16 protein-coding genes and 1 other annotated feature are annotated in these 17,576 nt (G+C 28.7%); of the genes, 13 read left to right on the top strand and 3 right to left on the bottom strand.

Going from position 1 to position 17,576, the window contains the following annotated elements; all coding sequences use genetic code 11:
* Positions 1–3 precede the first annotated feature (3 nt).
* The 3 genes from KGF50_RS10235 to KGF50_RS10225 all read left to right on the top strand — a co-directional run bounded on the left by KGF50_RS10235 (position 4) and on the right by KGF50_RS10225 (position 3,922).
* On the top strand, positions 4–1,980 hold the full coding sequence (locus KGF50_RS10235; RefSeq protein WP_227847942.1) for a hypothetical protein: 1,977 nt from the start codon (positions 4–6) through the stop codon (positions 1,978–1,980).
* 291 nt (positions 1,981–2,271) lie between these two features.
* Positions 2,272–2,541: an ACT domain-containing protein gene (locus KGF50_RS10230; RefSeq protein ID WP_227432440.1), complete on the top strand. Its 270-nt coding sequence runs from the start codon at positions 2,272–2,274 to the stop codon at positions 2,539–2,541.
* 25 nt (positions 2,542–2,566) lie between these two features.
* A complete protein-coding gene (locus KGF50_RS10225) occupies positions 2,567–3,922 on the top strand; it encodes a PFL family protein (protein WP_227847941.1) in 1,356 nt (451 codons plus the stop codon).
* Between the two features lie 452 nt (positions 3,923–4,374).
* Here the strand turns inward: KGF50_RS10225 and KGF50_RS10220 are convergent, their stop codons facing one another.
* Positions 4,375–5,415: a PTS sugar transporter subunit IIC gene (locus tag KGF50_RS10220; RefSeq protein WP_227847940.1), complete on the bottom strand. Its 1,041-nt coding sequence runs from the start codon at positions 5,413–5,415 to the stop codon at positions 4,375–4,377.
* A 358-nt stretch (positions 5,416–5,773) separates the two neighbouring features.
* On the opposite strand from KGF50_RS10220, the gene KGF50_RS10215 reads away from it, so the two are divergent.
* From KGF50_RS10215 to KGF50_RS10175, 9 genes are all read left to right on the top strand, one after another.
* A complete protein-coding gene (locus tag KGF50_RS10215; RefSeq protein ID WP_227847939.1) occupies positions 5,774–6,409 on the top strand; it encodes an HlyD family efflux transporter periplasmic adaptor subunit in 636 nt (211 codons plus the stop codon).
* Positions 6,410–6,418: 9 nt separating this feature from the next.
* Positions 6,419–7,123, top strand: coding sequence for a YggS family pyridoxal phosphate-dependent enzyme (locus tag KGF50_RS10210; RefSeq protein ID WP_227847938.1), 705 nt, complete (start codon positions 6,419–6,421; stop codon positions 7,121–7,123).
* 39 nt (positions 7,124–7,162) lie between these two features.
* Positions 7,163–7,621: a cell division protein SepF gene (locus tag KGF50_RS10205; protein ID WP_227847937.1), complete on the top strand. Its 459-nt coding sequence runs from the start codon at positions 7,163–7,165 to the stop codon at positions 7,619–7,621.
* An 18-nt stretch (positions 7,622–7,639) separates the two neighbouring features.
* Positions 7,640–7,897 (top strand): YggT family protein, encoded by a 258-nt coding sequence (locus tag KGF50_RS10200; RefSeq protein WP_054274603.1) that lies wholly within the window; start codon positions 7,640–7,642, stop codon positions 7,895–7,897.
* 9 nt (positions 7,898–7,906) lie between these two features.
* Positions 7,907–8,692 (top strand): YlmH/Sll1252 family protein, encoded by a 786-nt coding sequence (locus KGF50_RS10195; protein WP_227847936.1) that lies wholly within the window; start codon positions 7,907–7,909, stop codon positions 8,690–8,692.
* Positions 8,693–8,726: 34 nt separating this feature from the next.
* The gene (locus KGF50_RS10190; protein WP_227432447.1) at positions 8,727–9,254 is read left to right on the top strand and encodes a DivIVA domain-containing protein; all 528 of its coding nucleotides are present in this window, start codon (positions 8,727–8,729) and stop codon (positions 9,252–9,254) included.
* Positions 9,255–9,427: 173 nt separating this feature from the next.
* Positions 9,428–9,660 (top strand) — a binding site (T-box leader).
* 88 nt (positions 9,661–9,748) lie between these two features.
* The gene (gene ileS, locus KGF50_RS10185; protein WP_227847935.1) at positions 9,749–12,856 is read left to right on the top strand and encodes an isoleucine--tRNA ligase; all 3,108 of its coding nucleotides are present in this window, start codon (positions 9,749–9,751) and stop codon (positions 12,854–12,856) included.
* Between the two features lie 326 nt (positions 12,857–13,182).
* Positions 13,183–14,055 (top strand): YitT family protein, encoded by an 873-nt coding sequence (locus KGF50_RS10180; RefSeq protein ID WP_227829145.1) that lies wholly within the window; start codon positions 13,183–13,185, stop codon positions 14,053–14,055.
* A gap of 111 nt (positions 14,056–14,166) precedes the next feature.
* Complete coding sequence (locus KGF50_RS10175; protein ID WP_227847934.1) at positions 14,167–14,439, top strand: hypothetical protein; 273 nt, start codon at positions 14,167–14,169, stop codon at positions 14,437–14,439.
* A gap of 144 nt (positions 14,440–14,583) precedes the next feature.
* On the opposite strand, the gene KGF50_RS10170 is transcribed toward KGF50_RS10175, so the two are convergent.
* On the bottom strand, positions 14,584–15,156 hold the full coding sequence (locus tag KGF50_RS10170; RefSeq protein WP_227829143.1) for a TetR/AcrR family transcriptional regulator: 573 nt from the start codon (positions 15,154–15,156) through the stop codon (positions 14,584–14,586).
* A gap of 184 nt (positions 15,157–15,340) precedes the next feature.
* On the opposite strand from KGF50_RS10170, the gene KGF50_RS10165 reads away from it, so the two are divergent.
* Positions 15,341–16,183, top strand: a complete 843-nt coding sequence (locus KGF50_RS10165) for a DegV family protein (protein WP_227847933.1) — start codon at positions 15,341–15,343, stop codon at positions 16,181–16,183.
* An 88-nt stretch (positions 16,184–16,271) separates the two neighbouring features.
* Here the strand turns inward: KGF50_RS10165 and KGF50_RS10160 are convergent, their stop codons facing one another.
* Positions 16,272–17,348 (bottom strand): M24 family metallopeptidase, encoded by a 1,077-nt coding sequence (locus KGF50_RS10160; protein WP_227847932.1) that lies wholly within the window; start codon positions 17,346–17,348, stop codon positions 16,272–16,274.
* Positions 17,349–17,576 lie beyond the last annotated feature (228 nt).

The following is a 17,576-nucleotide window of genomic DNA, read 5'->3' as shown; positions in this document are numbered from 1 at the left end:
AATATGAGCAAAACAAATGGAACTTTTATTCTTATAAATTTGTTAATTGTGATTTTTACATTTTTTCCAAATAAGAGTTTTTCACAAGAAAGTAATTGTCTGAATGATTTTAAAAGTTGGATTTCGGAAAATGAAGATAATAGTGAAAAAATAGTTTACACTCTTCCATGTGATATGGTGATAGATGATTATTTTGAACTTAGTATTCCATATGGAACTAAGATTACAATAGATACTAATAAGTATAAGATACTCATAAAAGATAAAGGAAATCTTTTTATCAATGGAAATGAACTAAATATAGTTGGAGAAGGTGAAACTGAAGGTGTAATTCATGTAGAGCGAGGAGGAAAGCTAAGTATAGGGATAGATAATATAACTGCTTTAAATGGGACTGCTTTGTATGCAGAAGAAGAAGCTGATTTAATTATAAGTACATATTATGGTGAGGTTGGAAACATAAAAGCAAGTGGAGAAAATGCTGTAGGAATTTATTCAGAAAATGATGTTAGAGTAGACTGTAAAACAATTGAAGTTGATGGAGAAAATGCTATAGGAATTTATTCTAAGGGAGAAGTCGAAATAGAGGATACTTCAGTAATTGTTAATGGTGATAATAAACAACAGAATGTAGGATTAGGAAGTAATAATAAAGAAGGAAAGTCAATTGTATCAGAAACTAAGAATGTATATATTATAGGAGAGCAAAACACAATAATGCCAGATATACCTCAAGATGATGATTATAATGTTATAAGGTGTAATCGCAGAGGTATTGGGGTATTTGAAGAGGAAATAATGATAACAAAAGAAGATAAAGTAGAAGATTTGAAACTACCTCAAACTGTAACTTTGAAAACCTCTAGCACAAGGTTTGTAAATTTAGAGGTAGATTGGGATTTATCAAATTACTATACTGATTTAGATAGAGAAACAGAATTCATAATAAAAGGAAAATTTAAAGAAGAACATCTAAATGAAAAGAATATAGTGCTAAATGATAATGTTGCTCCTATTTTATATGTTCACGTTAAAAATAAAGAACCAATAAACGATTTAGAAGTGTTTTTTTTAAACTCAAAAAAAGGTTATTCAGCTATTTTAAAGTATAGTATGCCATATAATGCCAAGAGGGTATTTGTAGAATATTCTAATGATGGTATAAATTGGGTAAGTAAGGAATTGGATTATATTAGTAACCAAACTGAACTTAATTTTGAAGATTTTAAATTAAGATGTTTTAGAGTAAATGTAGAAGGTGGATTAAGAGACGGGTATTCAAATATATTTTTAAAACCTGGATTTGTTATGGGTGGAGGCAGTGACCAAATGACACCAGAAGATGACCGAGACACTATTATCGATGGAGGTGACCGTGGAGGTGGTGGTAGAGATGACCCAGATAGAGATGACAGTAGTGAAAATGAAGGTAATAACAATGAAAATAAAGAAGATAATAATGATAAAAATAAAGAAAATAATGACGGTGGTAGTAATGAAAACAGTGATTCTACTGTAGGAAAACCAAATGCCCCAGAAGATAACATAGGACCAAGTACTGGTGATGTTGAGAGTGAAAATCATCCAAATAATAAAGAAGATACCAGTACAAATAGTGATAAAGAAAATGATTATGAGTATGAAAATAAATTTAATAGTAAAAATTTAATGCCAGAAGGTGATAGCAATTATAATTTAAAACAGAAAACAGTATTTAGCAATAATAATCAATATTTTTCTTATAGAGATATTTTTTTAAACAAAGATCAAGAAATAAACAATGGAAAATTAGGAGTAAATAATTATGATAAAATAACAAATCACAATGAAAATCTTAAATCTATATCTAAAGAATGTACTTTAAACAGAGAGATTTTCTTTTTACTTTGTATATTAACTCCAATTATGATTGGTTCTATATTAGCTGTAAATCCAAGTGTAAGAAAAAATATAATAAAATTCATACAAATAAAAAAATAATTTTTTAAAGGGTATTATTTAGTAAATTATAAAGTTACTAAGTAATACCTTTCATTATTATGAAAATTATATATGGCTATCAATAAAATGATATATAATATATAGTTTCATTAAATAGTATAAAAATAATAGAATATTGAAAAAAAATTGACAAATGAATATATAGGTATTAAAATATATTAAATATATACATAAAAAGTGATTTACCAACAAATAAATGAAATATATGTTAAGAATTAGTTCAATTTGCAAAAATGTAAGATTTATAAAAAAATAAGGGAGGATATTATTATGAGAGCAATTTTAACAGTAATTGGGAAGGATAAACCAGGTATAGTAGCAGGGATTAGTGATGAGCTATACAAGCAAAATATTAACATAGTAGATATTTCACAAAAAATACTTCAAGAGTATTTTACAATGATTATGGTAGTTGATTTAGAAAAAGCATTAAATTCTTTTGAGCAAACGGTTGAAGATTTAATTGAAAGAGGGAAGAAATTATCTGTAGATGTAAAAATTCAAAGAGAAGAAATATTTAATTCAATGCATAATCTGTAGTAAACAGTAAGGGGAGGTGATAACCATGAATGTAGGAAATATACTTGAAACAATCAAGATGATAGATGAAGAACAGTTAGATATAAGAACTATAACTATGGGGATTTCATTACTAGATTGTATAGACCCTGATGGAGATAAAGCGAGAGAAAAAATATATAATAAAATTATGAATTCTGCCAAAGACTTAGTGAAAGTTGGTAAGGATATAGAACGTGAATTTGGTATTCCAATTGTAAATAAAAGAGTATCAGTAACTCCAATCTCTATTATTGCAGGTGCAACAGATGAAGAAGATTATGTGAAATTTGCACAAACATTAGATAGAGCAGCAGAAGATTTAGGAATAGACTTTATTGGTGGATTCTCAGCATTGGTTCAAAAAGGATATACAAAAGGTGATAAGATATTAATTAAATCAATCCCAAAAGCCTTGGCAAGTACTAATAAGGTATGTGCTTCAGTAAATGTAGGTTCTACGCGATGTGGTATAAATATGGATGCAGTAAGAGAAATGGGAGAAATTATAAAAGAAACTGCAGAAATGACAAAAGATGCAAAAGGATTTGGTTGTGCAAAACTAGTAGTATTTTGTAATGCAGTAGAAGATAATCCATTTATGGCAGGAGCATTCCATGGTGTTGGTGAAGCAGATAGAATTATCAATGTTGGTGTAAGTGGTCCTGGGGTTGTTAAGAGAGCCTTAGAAAAGGTAAAAGGAGAGCCATTTGATGTTGTCGCAGAAACTGTTAAAAAGACAGCATTTAAAATTACAAGAGTTGGACAACTTGTAGCAAAAGAAGCTTCTAGTAGACTAGATGTTCCATTTGGAATAATAGACTTATCATTAGCTCCTACACCTGCAATTGGAGATTCAGTAGCAAATATATTAGAAGAGATGGGACTTGAAGTTGTTGGTACTCATGGTACTACAGCAGCACTAGCTCTTTTAAATGATGCAGTTAAAAAAGGTGGGGTTATGGCGTGTTCACATGTTGGAGGACTTAGTGGAGCATTTATACCAGTATCTGAAGATGCAGGTATGATTGATGCTGTTATTAAGGGTGCTTTAAGTATAGATAAACTTGAAGCTATGACTGCAATTTGTTCTGTAGGTCTTGATATGATAGCTGTTCCAGGAGACACTACAGCAGGTACACTTGGAGCTATGATAGCTGATGAAGCAGCAATAGGTATGATTAATAATAAAACTACAGCAGTTAGAATTATACCAGCACCAGGATGTGATGTAGGTGATATGGTTGAGTTTGGAGGTCTTTTAGGACGAGCACCAGTAATGCCTATAAATAAAAATTCATCTGAACTATTTACTCAAAGAGGAGGAAGAATTCCAGCTCCTATACATTCATTTAAAAACTAAGTACATTACATATAATAATATTTAAATAAAGATTTATATGACAGAATTAAAGATGTCTATGTGAAGTCTATATATTGAAAGATTATAATTAAAATAATAAATTTAAAAATTAGTTGCTGAAATTGTGATAACAACAAAGCGATACATAGACTCTTTAAAAGGTCATGTATCGCTTTTATTTTTTAATATTATAATTATTAAATAGAACTTTTTATGTACCTTAAAAGTTATGACATCTAATAGTAATAAATTATACTAACTTTTGCGTTTAATATATCAACTAAATAAAAAACTAAATAAAAAGTAAATTAAAAAAATAAAAAATTATCTAAATATTTAACACACATAATAATCATAAATAAATATAAAAATAAAACGTTTGCAATTAATAAAATTGCCTACAATATAAAACTCTATAATCTAAAATATTAATTTATAAATCTTATTGTTTTTTAAGCAATTTCTTCTTCTATATCAGTACCACGTATTTTATCAGCAGTAAGAACTTTAAAAGTACTGAATATTTTTGAGCCTAAAAATCCTGCGGCTACATTAAATAAAGCACATAAGCCAGCTGTTATAAGTACTTGATTAACTGGATTATAGGCAAACATTATAGCAAATCCAGCTACAGGTGTAGCTGTACCTGGTGTCATATTTACAAGACCCATCAAAGCTACAATGATACCAGAAAAAGCACCTCCAAAGAAATTAGTACAATATATAGGTATTGGATTCGCCGAAATTATATCTGATTGAGTCAGTGGTTCAATAGCGACAGATATAATATCTTTTTTAGATCCTAACTTTAATCTTGCAAATAGTGTTGAGTTCATAAAAGCTGAACCAAAAGCACCTAATGCTCCTATTGCCATAGGAAGACCAGTAAGACCAATTATAGATGTAAGCGCCATTGAACTAAGTGGAGATGTACCAACTACTGTTATTAAGCCTCCTAATATAATTCCCATTACTATAGGACTAATATTAGTAGCCTCTATTAAAACTTGTCCAATTTGTAGTAGTGTACTATTAACTAATGGGTCTACATTTGATGCTATAAGACGAGATAGTGGTGCACATAGAAGGATAACAACTACTAAATCCACTCCAGGTGGTACCTTTTTCTCTATAAACTTAATCAAGAAAGAAACAAAGTATCCAGCAACGAATCCAGATAATATAGAAAAATCTAAACACGATAATCCTATTAAAACTGCATAAACTGGAGATACACCAAGAGCTAACGGCACAAGTATAGCAGCAGCAACTCCACCAAGGCTACCATTAGCAGCTCCAACACTTCTAAAAAATTCCATACCTAAAACGTCTCCAAGTAAAGAAAGGTTGAATGCCTCGACTAAGAAAGTAGCACAAGCAGCACTTGCAAGAGCTCCCATAGCTTTCATACCATATGGAGCTTTGTAACTAAAAATTGTGAAACAACATAGAACCAATAAAAGTAAACCTGTTCCTAATAAAATTTCTGACATAAGAAAATCCTCCTTGTATTTTTTTTAGGACATAAACTTTTGCTGTGATAACGTTATCCTAATGTGTAAATGATTAACTAATTAATGACAACAGAACAAAAGTAATTTTAAATTTTAATTGGTTTTATATTGTATCTAAAAATAAAAATAACTATAAAAGTATATAAAGCAAGTTTAAAATGTAAGTTAAACTTATACTTTATAAGATAATTATATATAAATAATACAATCTTGTATAGGAAGATTGATAAAAAATAAATTTAATATGAAAAAAAACAATTATTATCATATAAAAAAGGAATAACCCTTTTTTAGAAGAAGTATTTATAATGAAAGAAATTATATAGGGGGAGAGTCTTTGAAAAAGGTTAAATATACCAGATTAGTGATACTTGGTATTCTTATATATTTAGTATTTAATATCTTAGTAATGATTATTAGTAAGAATGTAGATACATTAGTGTTAAAATCTGAAGTAGTCGATGCAAAAATTAGTGCAGAAGGTACTCTAGAAAAAGACTTTAATGACCAGAGTAGTTATTTATCAATATATGTTGATAAAGAAGATTCTAAAAGCTTTGAAAAAAATCAAGATGTCGTAATTGAATATAACAAACAAAAAATAGATGCAAAAGTTTACAAAATATATAAAAATAATAATAAAATAATGGTAAAATTAAAAATAAGTAACCAAATTATTGGAAATCAGGATACAAGTGTCGAAGAATTTGATATAATATATAATCAGATGGAATGTTTAAAAATACCTAAAACTTCTATAAAAACAAAAGACAATAAACGTGGTGTATATGTAATTGATGAACAATCACAAAGTGTAAAATTTGTCATACTAGAAGGGATAACTTATGAAAATAAATCTTCTGTATTTGTGGATTATTATAAAAATGACATAAATGGAGTTAAAAGTGTTAATCTATATGACAAAATAATTTTAAGACCTAACAGAATAAACACAAATATAAGGATAAAGTAGGTGATAATAATGGGTTCTGTTAAAGAGAATTTATCTGAAGTAAGAAGTAAAATTGATGAAGCTGCAAAAAAAGTAAATAGAGATAGTAAAGAAATAACTCTTTTAGCAGTTACAAAAACTGTTGATGTAGATTTAGTTAATGAAGCAATGGAAGAAGGAATTACTTCTGTTGGTGAAAATAAACCCCAAGAATTAGCTAGAAAGTATGATATTATAGGTGACAAACTAAATTGGCATTTAATAGGAACTTTGCAAACAAATAAAGTTAAGTACATAATAGATAAAGTTTGTATGATACATTCTTTAGATAGAATCGCATTATGCGAGGAAATTCAAAAACGGGCTGAGCAAATAAATAGAGAAATAGATTGCTTAGTACAAGTGAATATATCTAAAGAAGAATCTAAACATGGACTTGACAAAGGAGAAGTTATAGATTTTGTCAAAGAAGTGTCAGAAAAATATAAAAATATAAAGATAAAAGGTCTAATGACAATGGCACCTTTTGTAGCAGATGAAGATGAAATAAGAGGTGTATTTAAAGGTCTTAAAGATTTATCAACACAAATAAAAGAATTAAACATATCTAATGTAGGTATGGATGTTTTATCAATGGGAATGAGTCACGATTATGAAATTGCTATAGAGGAAGGGGCTACCATTGTTAGAGTTGGAACATCAATCTTTGGAGAAAGAAATTACAATAAAAAATAATTACTCAAATCTGAATAAATTCTAAGGAGGAAGTTAATAATGTCAAATGGAATAATATCTAAATTTAAGAACTGGATAGTTGATGAAGATGAAGATTATATTGAAGATGAATATGAAGGTAGTATGGACGATATAGTTCAAGAGGAAGATATAAATGGAGGATTTAGTGCTGCAAAAGCAAATAAAATTGTAAATTTACATACAACTTCTCAAATGAAAGTTGTAATAGTTGAACCTAAAGTTTATGATGAAGCTGCAACTATAGCAGACCATCTAAAACAAAGAAGGGCAGTTATAGTGAATTTGGAAGGATTGACTAATTCTGAAGTTCGTAAATCTATATTTAATTTTATGAATGGAGCGGTTTATGTTTTAGATGGAAGTATACAAAAGGTTTCTAAGTCAATATTTATACTAGCTCCTAATAATGTAGATATAGATGCAAATATGAAAAAAGAATTAGAAAGCAAAGCATTCTTCCCTTGGCAAAATAAATAGTAAAAAGGCGGTTAATGTATGGGAACAATAAGAATTGCACTGTATTATCTTTTAGACATAATAGCATGGATGATAGTTATAAAAAGCTTGATGACTTGGTTTCCAAATGGAAGACAAAGCAAAATTTTTGAGATTTTAGAAAATCTTACAGAGCCAATAGAAGGTCCTATAAGGTCTATAATGTACAAGTACACAAATGGGCCGATAGATTTTTCTCCTTTAATTGCAATAGTATTATTGATGTTCCTAAGACAATTAGTATTGGTTATATTCTAAGGTGATAACATGGACAAATTGAAATTGACAAATCACATAAAGGATATAGACTTGAAAAATAAAATGTTTAAAGTAATAGACAAGGCTAATAGTTGTATAAAAAACTATGATGTTAAGTCTACTGAGTTTCTTAATCCATATGAAGTGAGAAATGCTGTAGATATCTTAAATTCTACTAATGAAATAAAATACAGTGTTGATGGAGGTTATGAACAAGCTGAAAGAAGCACTGTATTTATTTATCCATTTTACATGGAATATGAGGATATAGAAGATACTCTTAGATTTTTACAGATAGAAGGAAATTTTAAATTTAAAAGTATATCCCATAAAGATTACTTAGGAGCAATTCTGAATCTAGGTATAAAAAGAGAGAAAATTGGAGATATAATTATACATGATAGTTTTTGTCAAGTAATTGTAAGTAGTGATATTTGTGATTTTATAATCATAAATTTAGAAAAAGTTTCAAGAAATAGTGTAATTGTAAAGGAAATTTCCAGAGAAAATATTGTTAATAGTTCTTCAAAATATAAGGAAGTATCATTTACAGTATCTTCAGATAGGTTAGATTGTGTCATAAGTAGTCTTTACAATATATCTAGGCAAGATAGTGCAAAATACATAAATGGAGAAAAAGTCCATGTCAATTATGAAAAGATAACTTCAACTTCTAAAATAATTAAAAATGATGATTTAATTTCTATTAGAGGTAAAGGAAGAGCTAAAGTAACACAAATAGGAGATATTACTAAAAAAGGAAGAATAAAAGTTCAAGCAAAATTAATTGTATAAGGACTAATTAAAATTATAGCTGGGAGGAAATGTAATGCTAACTCCAATTGAGATAGAAAATAAAGAGTTTAAAAAAGGTTTAAGAGGTTATAGAGATGAAGAAGTTGATGAATTTTTAGATATCATCAAAGAAGATTATGAATCTCTATGTAGAGAAAATACAGCTCTTAAAGAAAAATTAGGGTTATATCAAGACCAAGTAAACAAATATGAAAATATTGAAGAAACACTAAAGGCTACTTTAATAACTGCTCAAAGTGCAGCAGAAGACACTTGCAGTGCAGCAAATAAAAAGGCTAAGATAATCGTTGAAGAAGCAGATTTAAAGGCTAGACAAATTATAGAACAAGCTAATAATCGTGTTATAGAGATAAGAAAAGAGTACGATGCTTTGGTTAAAGAATTTAAGATATTTAGAAATAAATTTAAATCATTGTTAGAAGATGAAATAAGAAGTGTCGATGAGATTTTTTATGATGTCGATGAAAAATGTGTAAATGCATTTGAAGGTACATCAGTGTATAATTATAGTAATGACGAAGCTGCTACAACTTTAGAATAAGCAATAATTTTACTGGATTTTAGGTAGGATTATTGTATAAGTTTGAGAATACTATAACAAAAACTAAAAATAGGATAAAAATGCAATAAAAATATAAATTATTATATTTTTCAAAAATATATTGACTATTCAAATTATTTGTTATAGAATTTCATATAAACACAGATAAATTTTTAAAAGCGTTGATAGAGACAATTATCTTTAGATAATTTTACAGAGAATTGGGTATGCTGAGAACCAATGAATTTATAAAGATAAGAATCACTCTTGAGCTGCAGGCTGAACGATTAAACTTTATTAAGCTGTGCCGGGTAGTGCCGTTATACTATTAGAGTGTTATATGTGACTATTGTTAAGTTCACATATAGAATTAGGGTGGTAACGCGATTGATAACTCGTCCCTTTGTTTAAGGGGACGGGTTTTTTATTATTCAAATTTATGTAAAAAAGTAAAAATTTTGGAATTATAATAACTGTAAGAGAGGGTGATTTACATGGCAAAATTTAAGCCATTGGTGGACAGTTCTGTAAAACAAGCAGAAGCACAAGTTTTTGATTATTGGAAAGACATAAATATACTTGAAAAAACTCTAGAAAAGGGAAAAGACGACCCAAGTTTCGTATTTTACGAGGGTCCTCCGACAGCTAATGGAAATCCTGGAGTACATCACGTTTTATCTAGAACACTTAAAGATTCAGTATGTAGATATAAAACAATGTCTGGTTATCAAGTAAAGAGAAAAGCTGGTTGGGATACACATGGATTACCAGTTGAAATACAAGTAGAAAAAGAATTAGGTCTTACTAGTAAACAACAGATAGAAGAATATGGAATAGCTGAATTTAACCAAAAATGTAGAGAGTCAGTTTTCTCATTTGAAAAGCAATGGAGAATAATGACTGAAAGAACGGCTTATGAAGTTGACTTAGATAATCCATATATAACTTTAGATAATAACTATATAGAGTCTGTATGGTGGATATTAAATAAATTCAACAAAGAAGGATATATCTATGAAGGTCATAAAATACTTCCTTATTGCCCAAGATGTGGAACTGGTCTTGCTAGTCATGAGGTTGCACAAGGATATAAAGAAGTAAAGACAAATACTGTTGTAGCTAAGTTTAAGAAAAAAGATGCTGATGAATATTTCTTAGCATGGACGACTACTCCATGGACTTTACCATCAAATGTTTCGTTAACAGTAAATGCTGATGTTGATTACTTAAAAGTCAAAAAAGGTGATGAGGTATATTATGTATCTAAACCTTTAGCTAATAAAGTATTAGGTGAAGATTATGAAGTTTTAGAAGAAATGAAAGGTAAAGATTTAGAAGGCTTAGAATATGAACAATTAATGCCTTTTGTAGAAGTTGATAAAAAAGCATTTTTCATTACAGTAGGAGATTATGTAACTACTGAAGATGGTACTGGAATAGTTCATACAGCACCAGCATTTGGTGAAGATGACTACAATACAGGTAAAAGATACGATTTACCAGTTGTACAGCCAGTAGATGAAACTGGTAAATTTACAACTACTCCTTGGGAAGGTAGATTTGTAATGGAAGATGGGCTAGATGTTGAAATAATAAAATGGCTAGCTTCTGAAAATAAACTATATAGTAAGGAAAAAGTAGTTCATAATTATCCACATTGTTGGAGATGTCAAACTCCACTTGTGTACTATGCAAAACCAAGCTGGTATATAGAAATGACTAAGCTTAAAGATAAATTAATAGAAAATAATAATGGTGTAAAATGGTTCCCAAGTTTTGTAGGTGAAAAGAGATTTGGAAACTGGTTAGAAAATTTAAATGACTGGGCAATATCAAGAACTAGATATTGGGGAACTCCACTTCCTATATGGAGATGTGAATGTGGTCATACAGATTCAGTTGGCTCAAGAGCAGAACTAGCTGAAAAAGCTATAGAAGATGTAAATCCAGAAACTGTAGAACTTCATAGACCATATGTAGATGATATACACTTAAAGTGTGAAAAATGTGGAAAACCAATGACAAGAGTAACAGAAGTTATAGACTGCTGGTTTGATAGTGGAGCTATGCCATTTGCACAACACCACTATCCATTTGAAAACAAAGAAAACTTTGATGAACTATTCCCAGCTGATTATATATCAGAAGGTATAGACCAAACTAGAGGTTGGTTCTACTCATTACTTGCAGTATCAACATTTGTATTAGGAAAAGCACCATATAAGAATGTTTTAGTTCCTGACCTTGTACTTGATAAAGAAGGAAAGAAAATGAGTAAATCAAGAGGAAATACAGTAAATCCTATACAGCTGTTTGACCAATATGGAGCAGATGCATTAAGATGGTATTTACTATACGTTTCTCCACCATGGACTCCAACTAAATTTGATATGGATGGATTAAAAGAAATCCAAAGTAAATTTATTGGTACTATGAAAAATGTATATAATTTCTTTACTTTATATGCAAATACAGATGATATAAATCCAACTGAATTCTTTGTAGAATACAAAGATAGACCAGAGCTTGATAGATGGATATTATCTAAATTCAATAATTTAATGAAAGATGTAGAAGAAAATTTAGCTATATTTGAATTAAATAAAACTTTGAGAATGATACAAGATTTCATAAATGATGATTTATCTAACTGGTATATAAGACGTTCAAGAAGAAGATTCTGGGCAACTGAATTAACAGAAGATAAAAAAGCTGTTTACAATACAACTTATGAATTATTACATGGACTTTGTAGAGCTATAGCACCATTTGCTCCATATATGTCAGAAGAAATATATAGAAATTTAACTGGAGAAGTATCTGTTCATTTAGCTGAATATCCTAAGTTCAATGAAAATTTAGTAGATACTAAATTAGAAGAAAAAATGGATTTAGCTAAAAATCTAGTTACTTTAGGTAGAGCTTCAAGAGAAGTTGAAAGAATAAAAGTTCGTCAACCATTACAAAAAGTATTAGTAGATGGTAAGTTTGAAGATACAATAAGTGATGTAGTTGATTTAATAAAAGAAGAGCTTAATGTTAAAGAAGTAGTATTTGCTAAGGATTTAGATGAGTATATGAACTTTAGCTTAAAACCAAACTTCAAAGAAGCAGGACCAATATTAGGTGCTAAGATGAACTTATTTGTAGGAGCATTAAACAAATTAAATGCACATGAAACTGCTAATAAACTTGAAAATGGGGAAACTTTAACAGTTGATTTAAATGGTGAAGCTTTTGAGTTTAATAAAGACTTAGTATTAATAGGTATAACTGCTAAAGAAGGATTTAATGTATCTGTTGAAAATAATCTTTTCGTTATACTAGATACTAAATTAACTGATGAGTTAGTTAATGAAGGATATGCTAGAGAATTTATATCTAAAGTACAACAATTGAGAAAATCTAGTAACTTTGAAGTATTAGACAACATAGTAATAGATTACTGTGGTGATGATGAAATTGCTAAAGCTGTTGAGCATTTTGAGGAATACATCAAGTCTGAGACTTTAGCTTTAGAAATAAATAGAGTAGATGATAAATCTTTAGAAGAACAAAACTTAAATGACCATATGACAGGTATAAAAGTTACAAGAAAATAAAAAACAATAAGCCATTAATTAAGAGCCCTATAGAAATTGATTTGTACATTTCTATAGGGCTTTTTTTAAAAAGATAGCTTATTTTTTTATTTAATTAATTGCTTTGGTATAGTAATAATTAAATGTTTTAATATTCCAAAATTTACAACAAATAAATTTATATAAATCATATAAATTATTTATGGCATATGATAAAATGTTAGTGAATAAACGTTTAAGTGAGGATGAATAATATTTTAAAGTGAACTACTTCTGGTAAATTTATTTTTGAATTTATTGTGTATTATGCAGGGTAGTTTATTTATTATGCAAAGGGGTGCGTTTTGATGTATGGTGAAAGCAAAAAACTAAGTATTGATAATAACATATTTTTGCAATATGGTCTTATTATATTGGGAATGATTTTATCAACCATAGGAATAAATTTATATCTAGCACCAGCCAAGTTGTTAAGTGGAGGAGTAGCTGGAATTTGTGTTATATTATATAAGTTATTTGGTATAAATCAGGGATTATCTAGTTTTTTGATGAACATCCCGATATTTATTATAGCTAAAAAGTATTTTGATAATAAATTTTTGCTAATAAGTTTTGTAAATATGTTACTATTTTCTGTTGCACTTGGAGTAACACAAGATATTGCTAAATATTTTCCAATAAATGATACTATGTTACAGTGTATTTATGGTGGTGTTTTAACTGGTATAGGAATGGGGTTAACATTTAAAGCAAGAGCTACTGCTGGAGGGCTTGACATAATAGCAGCTATAATGAAAAGAAAGTACGATATACCAATGAAAAATACATTTCTATTTATTAATTTCTTTGTAGTATGTGCAGGTGCATTTTTATTTGGAGCAAAGTTGGTAATGTACACTCTAATTACTATGTATATAATTTCTTTTACAATGGATATAGCAAAAGATTGCTTCGATAGAAAAAAATCTATACTTTTAATATCAAATAGATATGAAGAAATATCAAAAGTAATAATGAATAAGATGGGTAGAGGCGTAACTTTTTTAGAAGCAGAAGGAGCATATACACAGAATAAGAAAAAAATGATTTACTGTATCATATCTGCAAATGAAGTAGGTAAATTTAAGGACTTAATCTATGATATGGATAGTGAAGCTTTTATTTCTGTAAACAATGTAGAAGAAGTAAAGGGTGGAGGTTTTAAAGATAAATTTCTATAAGATATAAGTGTTAAAAAATACCATATATCTTGTTATTGTACCTAGTTAGATGTATACTGTAACTAATGGGGCACATGAAGTGCTCAATAATATACTAGGAGGTATAATAATATGCTAAGAGAGAGATTTGTAGTAAGAAATCATCATAATCCACATGCAAATGGATGCTGTGGAACTGGAGGAGAAGGATGTTGTGGAGGAGATGACCATCAACATTCACATGAACATTCTCACAGTCATGGGCATGAACATGAGCATGTAAATGGTGTAGGGCATGACCATAATCATGATGATGGATTTTCAGGAACTCATGAGCATGGGCATGAACATACACACACACATGGGCATGAACATTTAGATGGGCATACACATCAACATAAATAGAAATATTTTAAATTAATAAAATGATTTTTATTTTATGATTCCATGAAGGTTTAAATAAAAATTATTCATAGCAAATAAAAAAGTGAACTGTTTAAAGTAAAAAACTTTAATGGTTCACTTTTATTAATTATTAAAATATTAAGTTTAAATCCAATGATTAACTAAAAAAGAAGCTATATTTTCATAAGGTATTTTTTCTGTTTTTAACAAGCTCTGGACAACCAAACCATCAACTATAGACATAAGTAAAAAAGAAAAGGATTCAGCATCCTGTTCATTTTCATCACCACTATATTTTTCAAGAGATTCAATAATTTCAGATTTAAGGGTAGTTCGCCATTCAATATATTTTAATCTCATTCTTTCTTTCAAATCATCATTTGAAGTAATAGCCTCACAAATAAGATACATATGTACTCTACCACGACTTTCTATAGTAGATATTTTTTCTAGTATTAAGTTGACCATTTCTATTTGAGAATTTTTAGATTTGACATTTTTTACACAATTTAATATAGCACTAGTTATGACTTCTAAATGAGTATCAGCAATGTCATATATAATATCATTTTTAGATGAGTAGTGATAATACAATGTACCCTTACTTATATTCACATCTTTTGCAATATCAGCAAGACTAGTATTTTGAACTCCATTTTTGGCTATTAAATTAGTAGCAGATAATAAAATAGCCTGTTTCATATTATTTGTTTTCATAAAACCTACCTTTCTATGTATATTTATAACAAATTAATAACATTATAAGCTTATAGAAAATTATTGTCAATAAAGCAAGAATCTATATCTATTGACTTTTTTTCATCCAAAATATAAAATAATAATTAAATCGGTCGTACGACCGACTGAATAAATAAAAACAATATCTTATAGTGAGGTTAATATGGATAAAATAAAATTGATAGTAGACAGTGCATGTGACTTACCTAATCATATAATAGAGAAATACAATATTGAAGTTATTGGTTTAAATGTATCTTTTGGAGAAGAGAGCTATATATCTGGGAAGGAAATAGATAATGAAACTTTCTACAGAAAAATGGATGAAAGTAAATTATTGCCAAAAACATCATGTCCTTCACCAGATAAGTTTTTAGAAGCATATCAATGTGAAGAGGAAAGTATACTAGTAATTAATATAAGTTCAGGATTATCTGGAACTTATAATAGTGCACTTTTGGCAAAAGACATGTTCGAAAAAGAAGGAAATAATAAAAAAATCGAAATTATAGATTCACTTAGTGGATCAATTGGCATAGGACAATTAGTATTAAAAGCGGCAATATTGATAAAAGAAGGAAAAGAGCTTGAAGAAATTGTTTCAATAATAGATAGATATAAAGACAATCCACCATTTTATGGGACTTTGGAGACGCTAGAAAACGCTATCAAAGGTGGTAGGATAAACCCAATAGCAGGAAAAATTATAAATACATTAAATTTTAAGGCTATAATACAAGTTGCAGATGGGATTGTAACTCCAATAGATAAGGCAAGAGGTGAAGGAAATAGCTTGAAAAAACTGATTCAGTTAGTAGAATCAAAAATCATGGATAAAGAAGATAAGGTTTTATTTATAGGACATGCTAACTGCCCCGAAAAAGCTCAAAAAGTAAGAGAAGCTATGGAAAAGGATGTTAAATATAAAGACGTTGTAATCTGTGAAGTTGGTTCAGTAATGGGGACATATACTTCAAAAGGTGCAATTTTAATAACTGCAATATAAATAATAAGTGAAAAATTTAAAGCTGTCTAAAAATGAATAAAATCATTTTTAGACAGCTTATTTTGATGTTGTTAAGTTAATTTTATAATTAACCAACTACACATATTTCTTTGTCATATTTGTTTAATATCTCGCAACCATCTTCAGTAACTAGTACTAAATCTTCTATTCTAACTCCAAACTCTCCTGGTAAATATATACCTGGTTCTATAGAGAATATCATTCCTGGTTGTACAGTATCTGTATTTATAGAAGATACATCTCCTTTATCATGAACTTCAAGTCCTATAGAGTGACCAGTTCTATGAGTAAAGTATTGTCCATATCCTTTTTCAGTTATGTAATCACGAGCAGCTGCATCTATATCGCAGAATCTAACTCCTGGTTTTACAATAGCTTCAGCTCTCTTATTAGCTTCAAGAACTATTTCAAATATTTCTCTACCTTTTTCAGGTATTTCTTTATAGAATACAGTTCTTGTCATATCAGCACAATAATTATCTTTTATGCAACCTATATCTAATATTATTGCATCACCAGGTTTTACAAGAGCATTTCCTGGTTCTCCATGTGGATTAGCTCCATTAGCACCAAATCCTATGATAGGATCAAATGAAAATCCATCAGCACCTAAGTCTTCATATATTTTAGATAATTTACCAACAAGTTGTTTTTCTGTAAGTTCACCAGAAACAGTAGCTTTAAGTTGCTCCATACCTTTGTCATTTAATCTTGAAGCTATTCTCATTAATTCTTTTTCTTCTTCATCTTTACACATTCTTAAAGTATCTATTATATAAGATGAGTTTACAAATTTACTTCCTCCACCTGATTCCATTAAGCTTAATAAGAATCTAGCTGGCCAGTTTTTGTCAACACCCATAGTAGCATTTTTGTCTACATGTTCAGTTACTATTTCTATTGGATTTTGAGTGTCATTAAACCAAACCATTTCAACACCTAAATCTTCTGCAACTGGGAATAATTCATTTATAAATAATTTATTATTACCATTTAAATTTAGGTATAAAGCTAATAGTCTTTCACCTGGGTGGATTAGTAATCCTGTTAAATAAAATATTGAAGTAGGATCACTTACCAACATTTGAGAAATATCATCTTTTTTCATTTGTTCAAGTACAGCATTTAATCTTTGAGCCTTCATAATAATTTCCTCCTAATCAAAATTCGATACAAATCAATTTTAGCACTATTAAACAAAAATTAGTATACTTTTCTTCTAGAAATATAAAAAAATTTTGACATATATTTTTTATATTAAATTTAATTCCCCATTTTACATTAAAAGAAAAGTAAAATAAGTTTATATTGTGAAAATTTTATAAAAATAATAACTTGAATAAGTAAAAATATATATTTGAGATAGTTATAT

It is taken from the genome of Clostridioides sp. ZZV15-6598, from assembly GCF_020657705.1.
Taxonomy (GTDB): Bacteria; Bacillota; Clostridia; order Peptostreptococcales; family Peptostreptococcaceae; genus Clostridioides; species Clostridioides difficile_F.
This window is presented reverse-complemented; position numbering and strand designations above follow the sequence as displayed.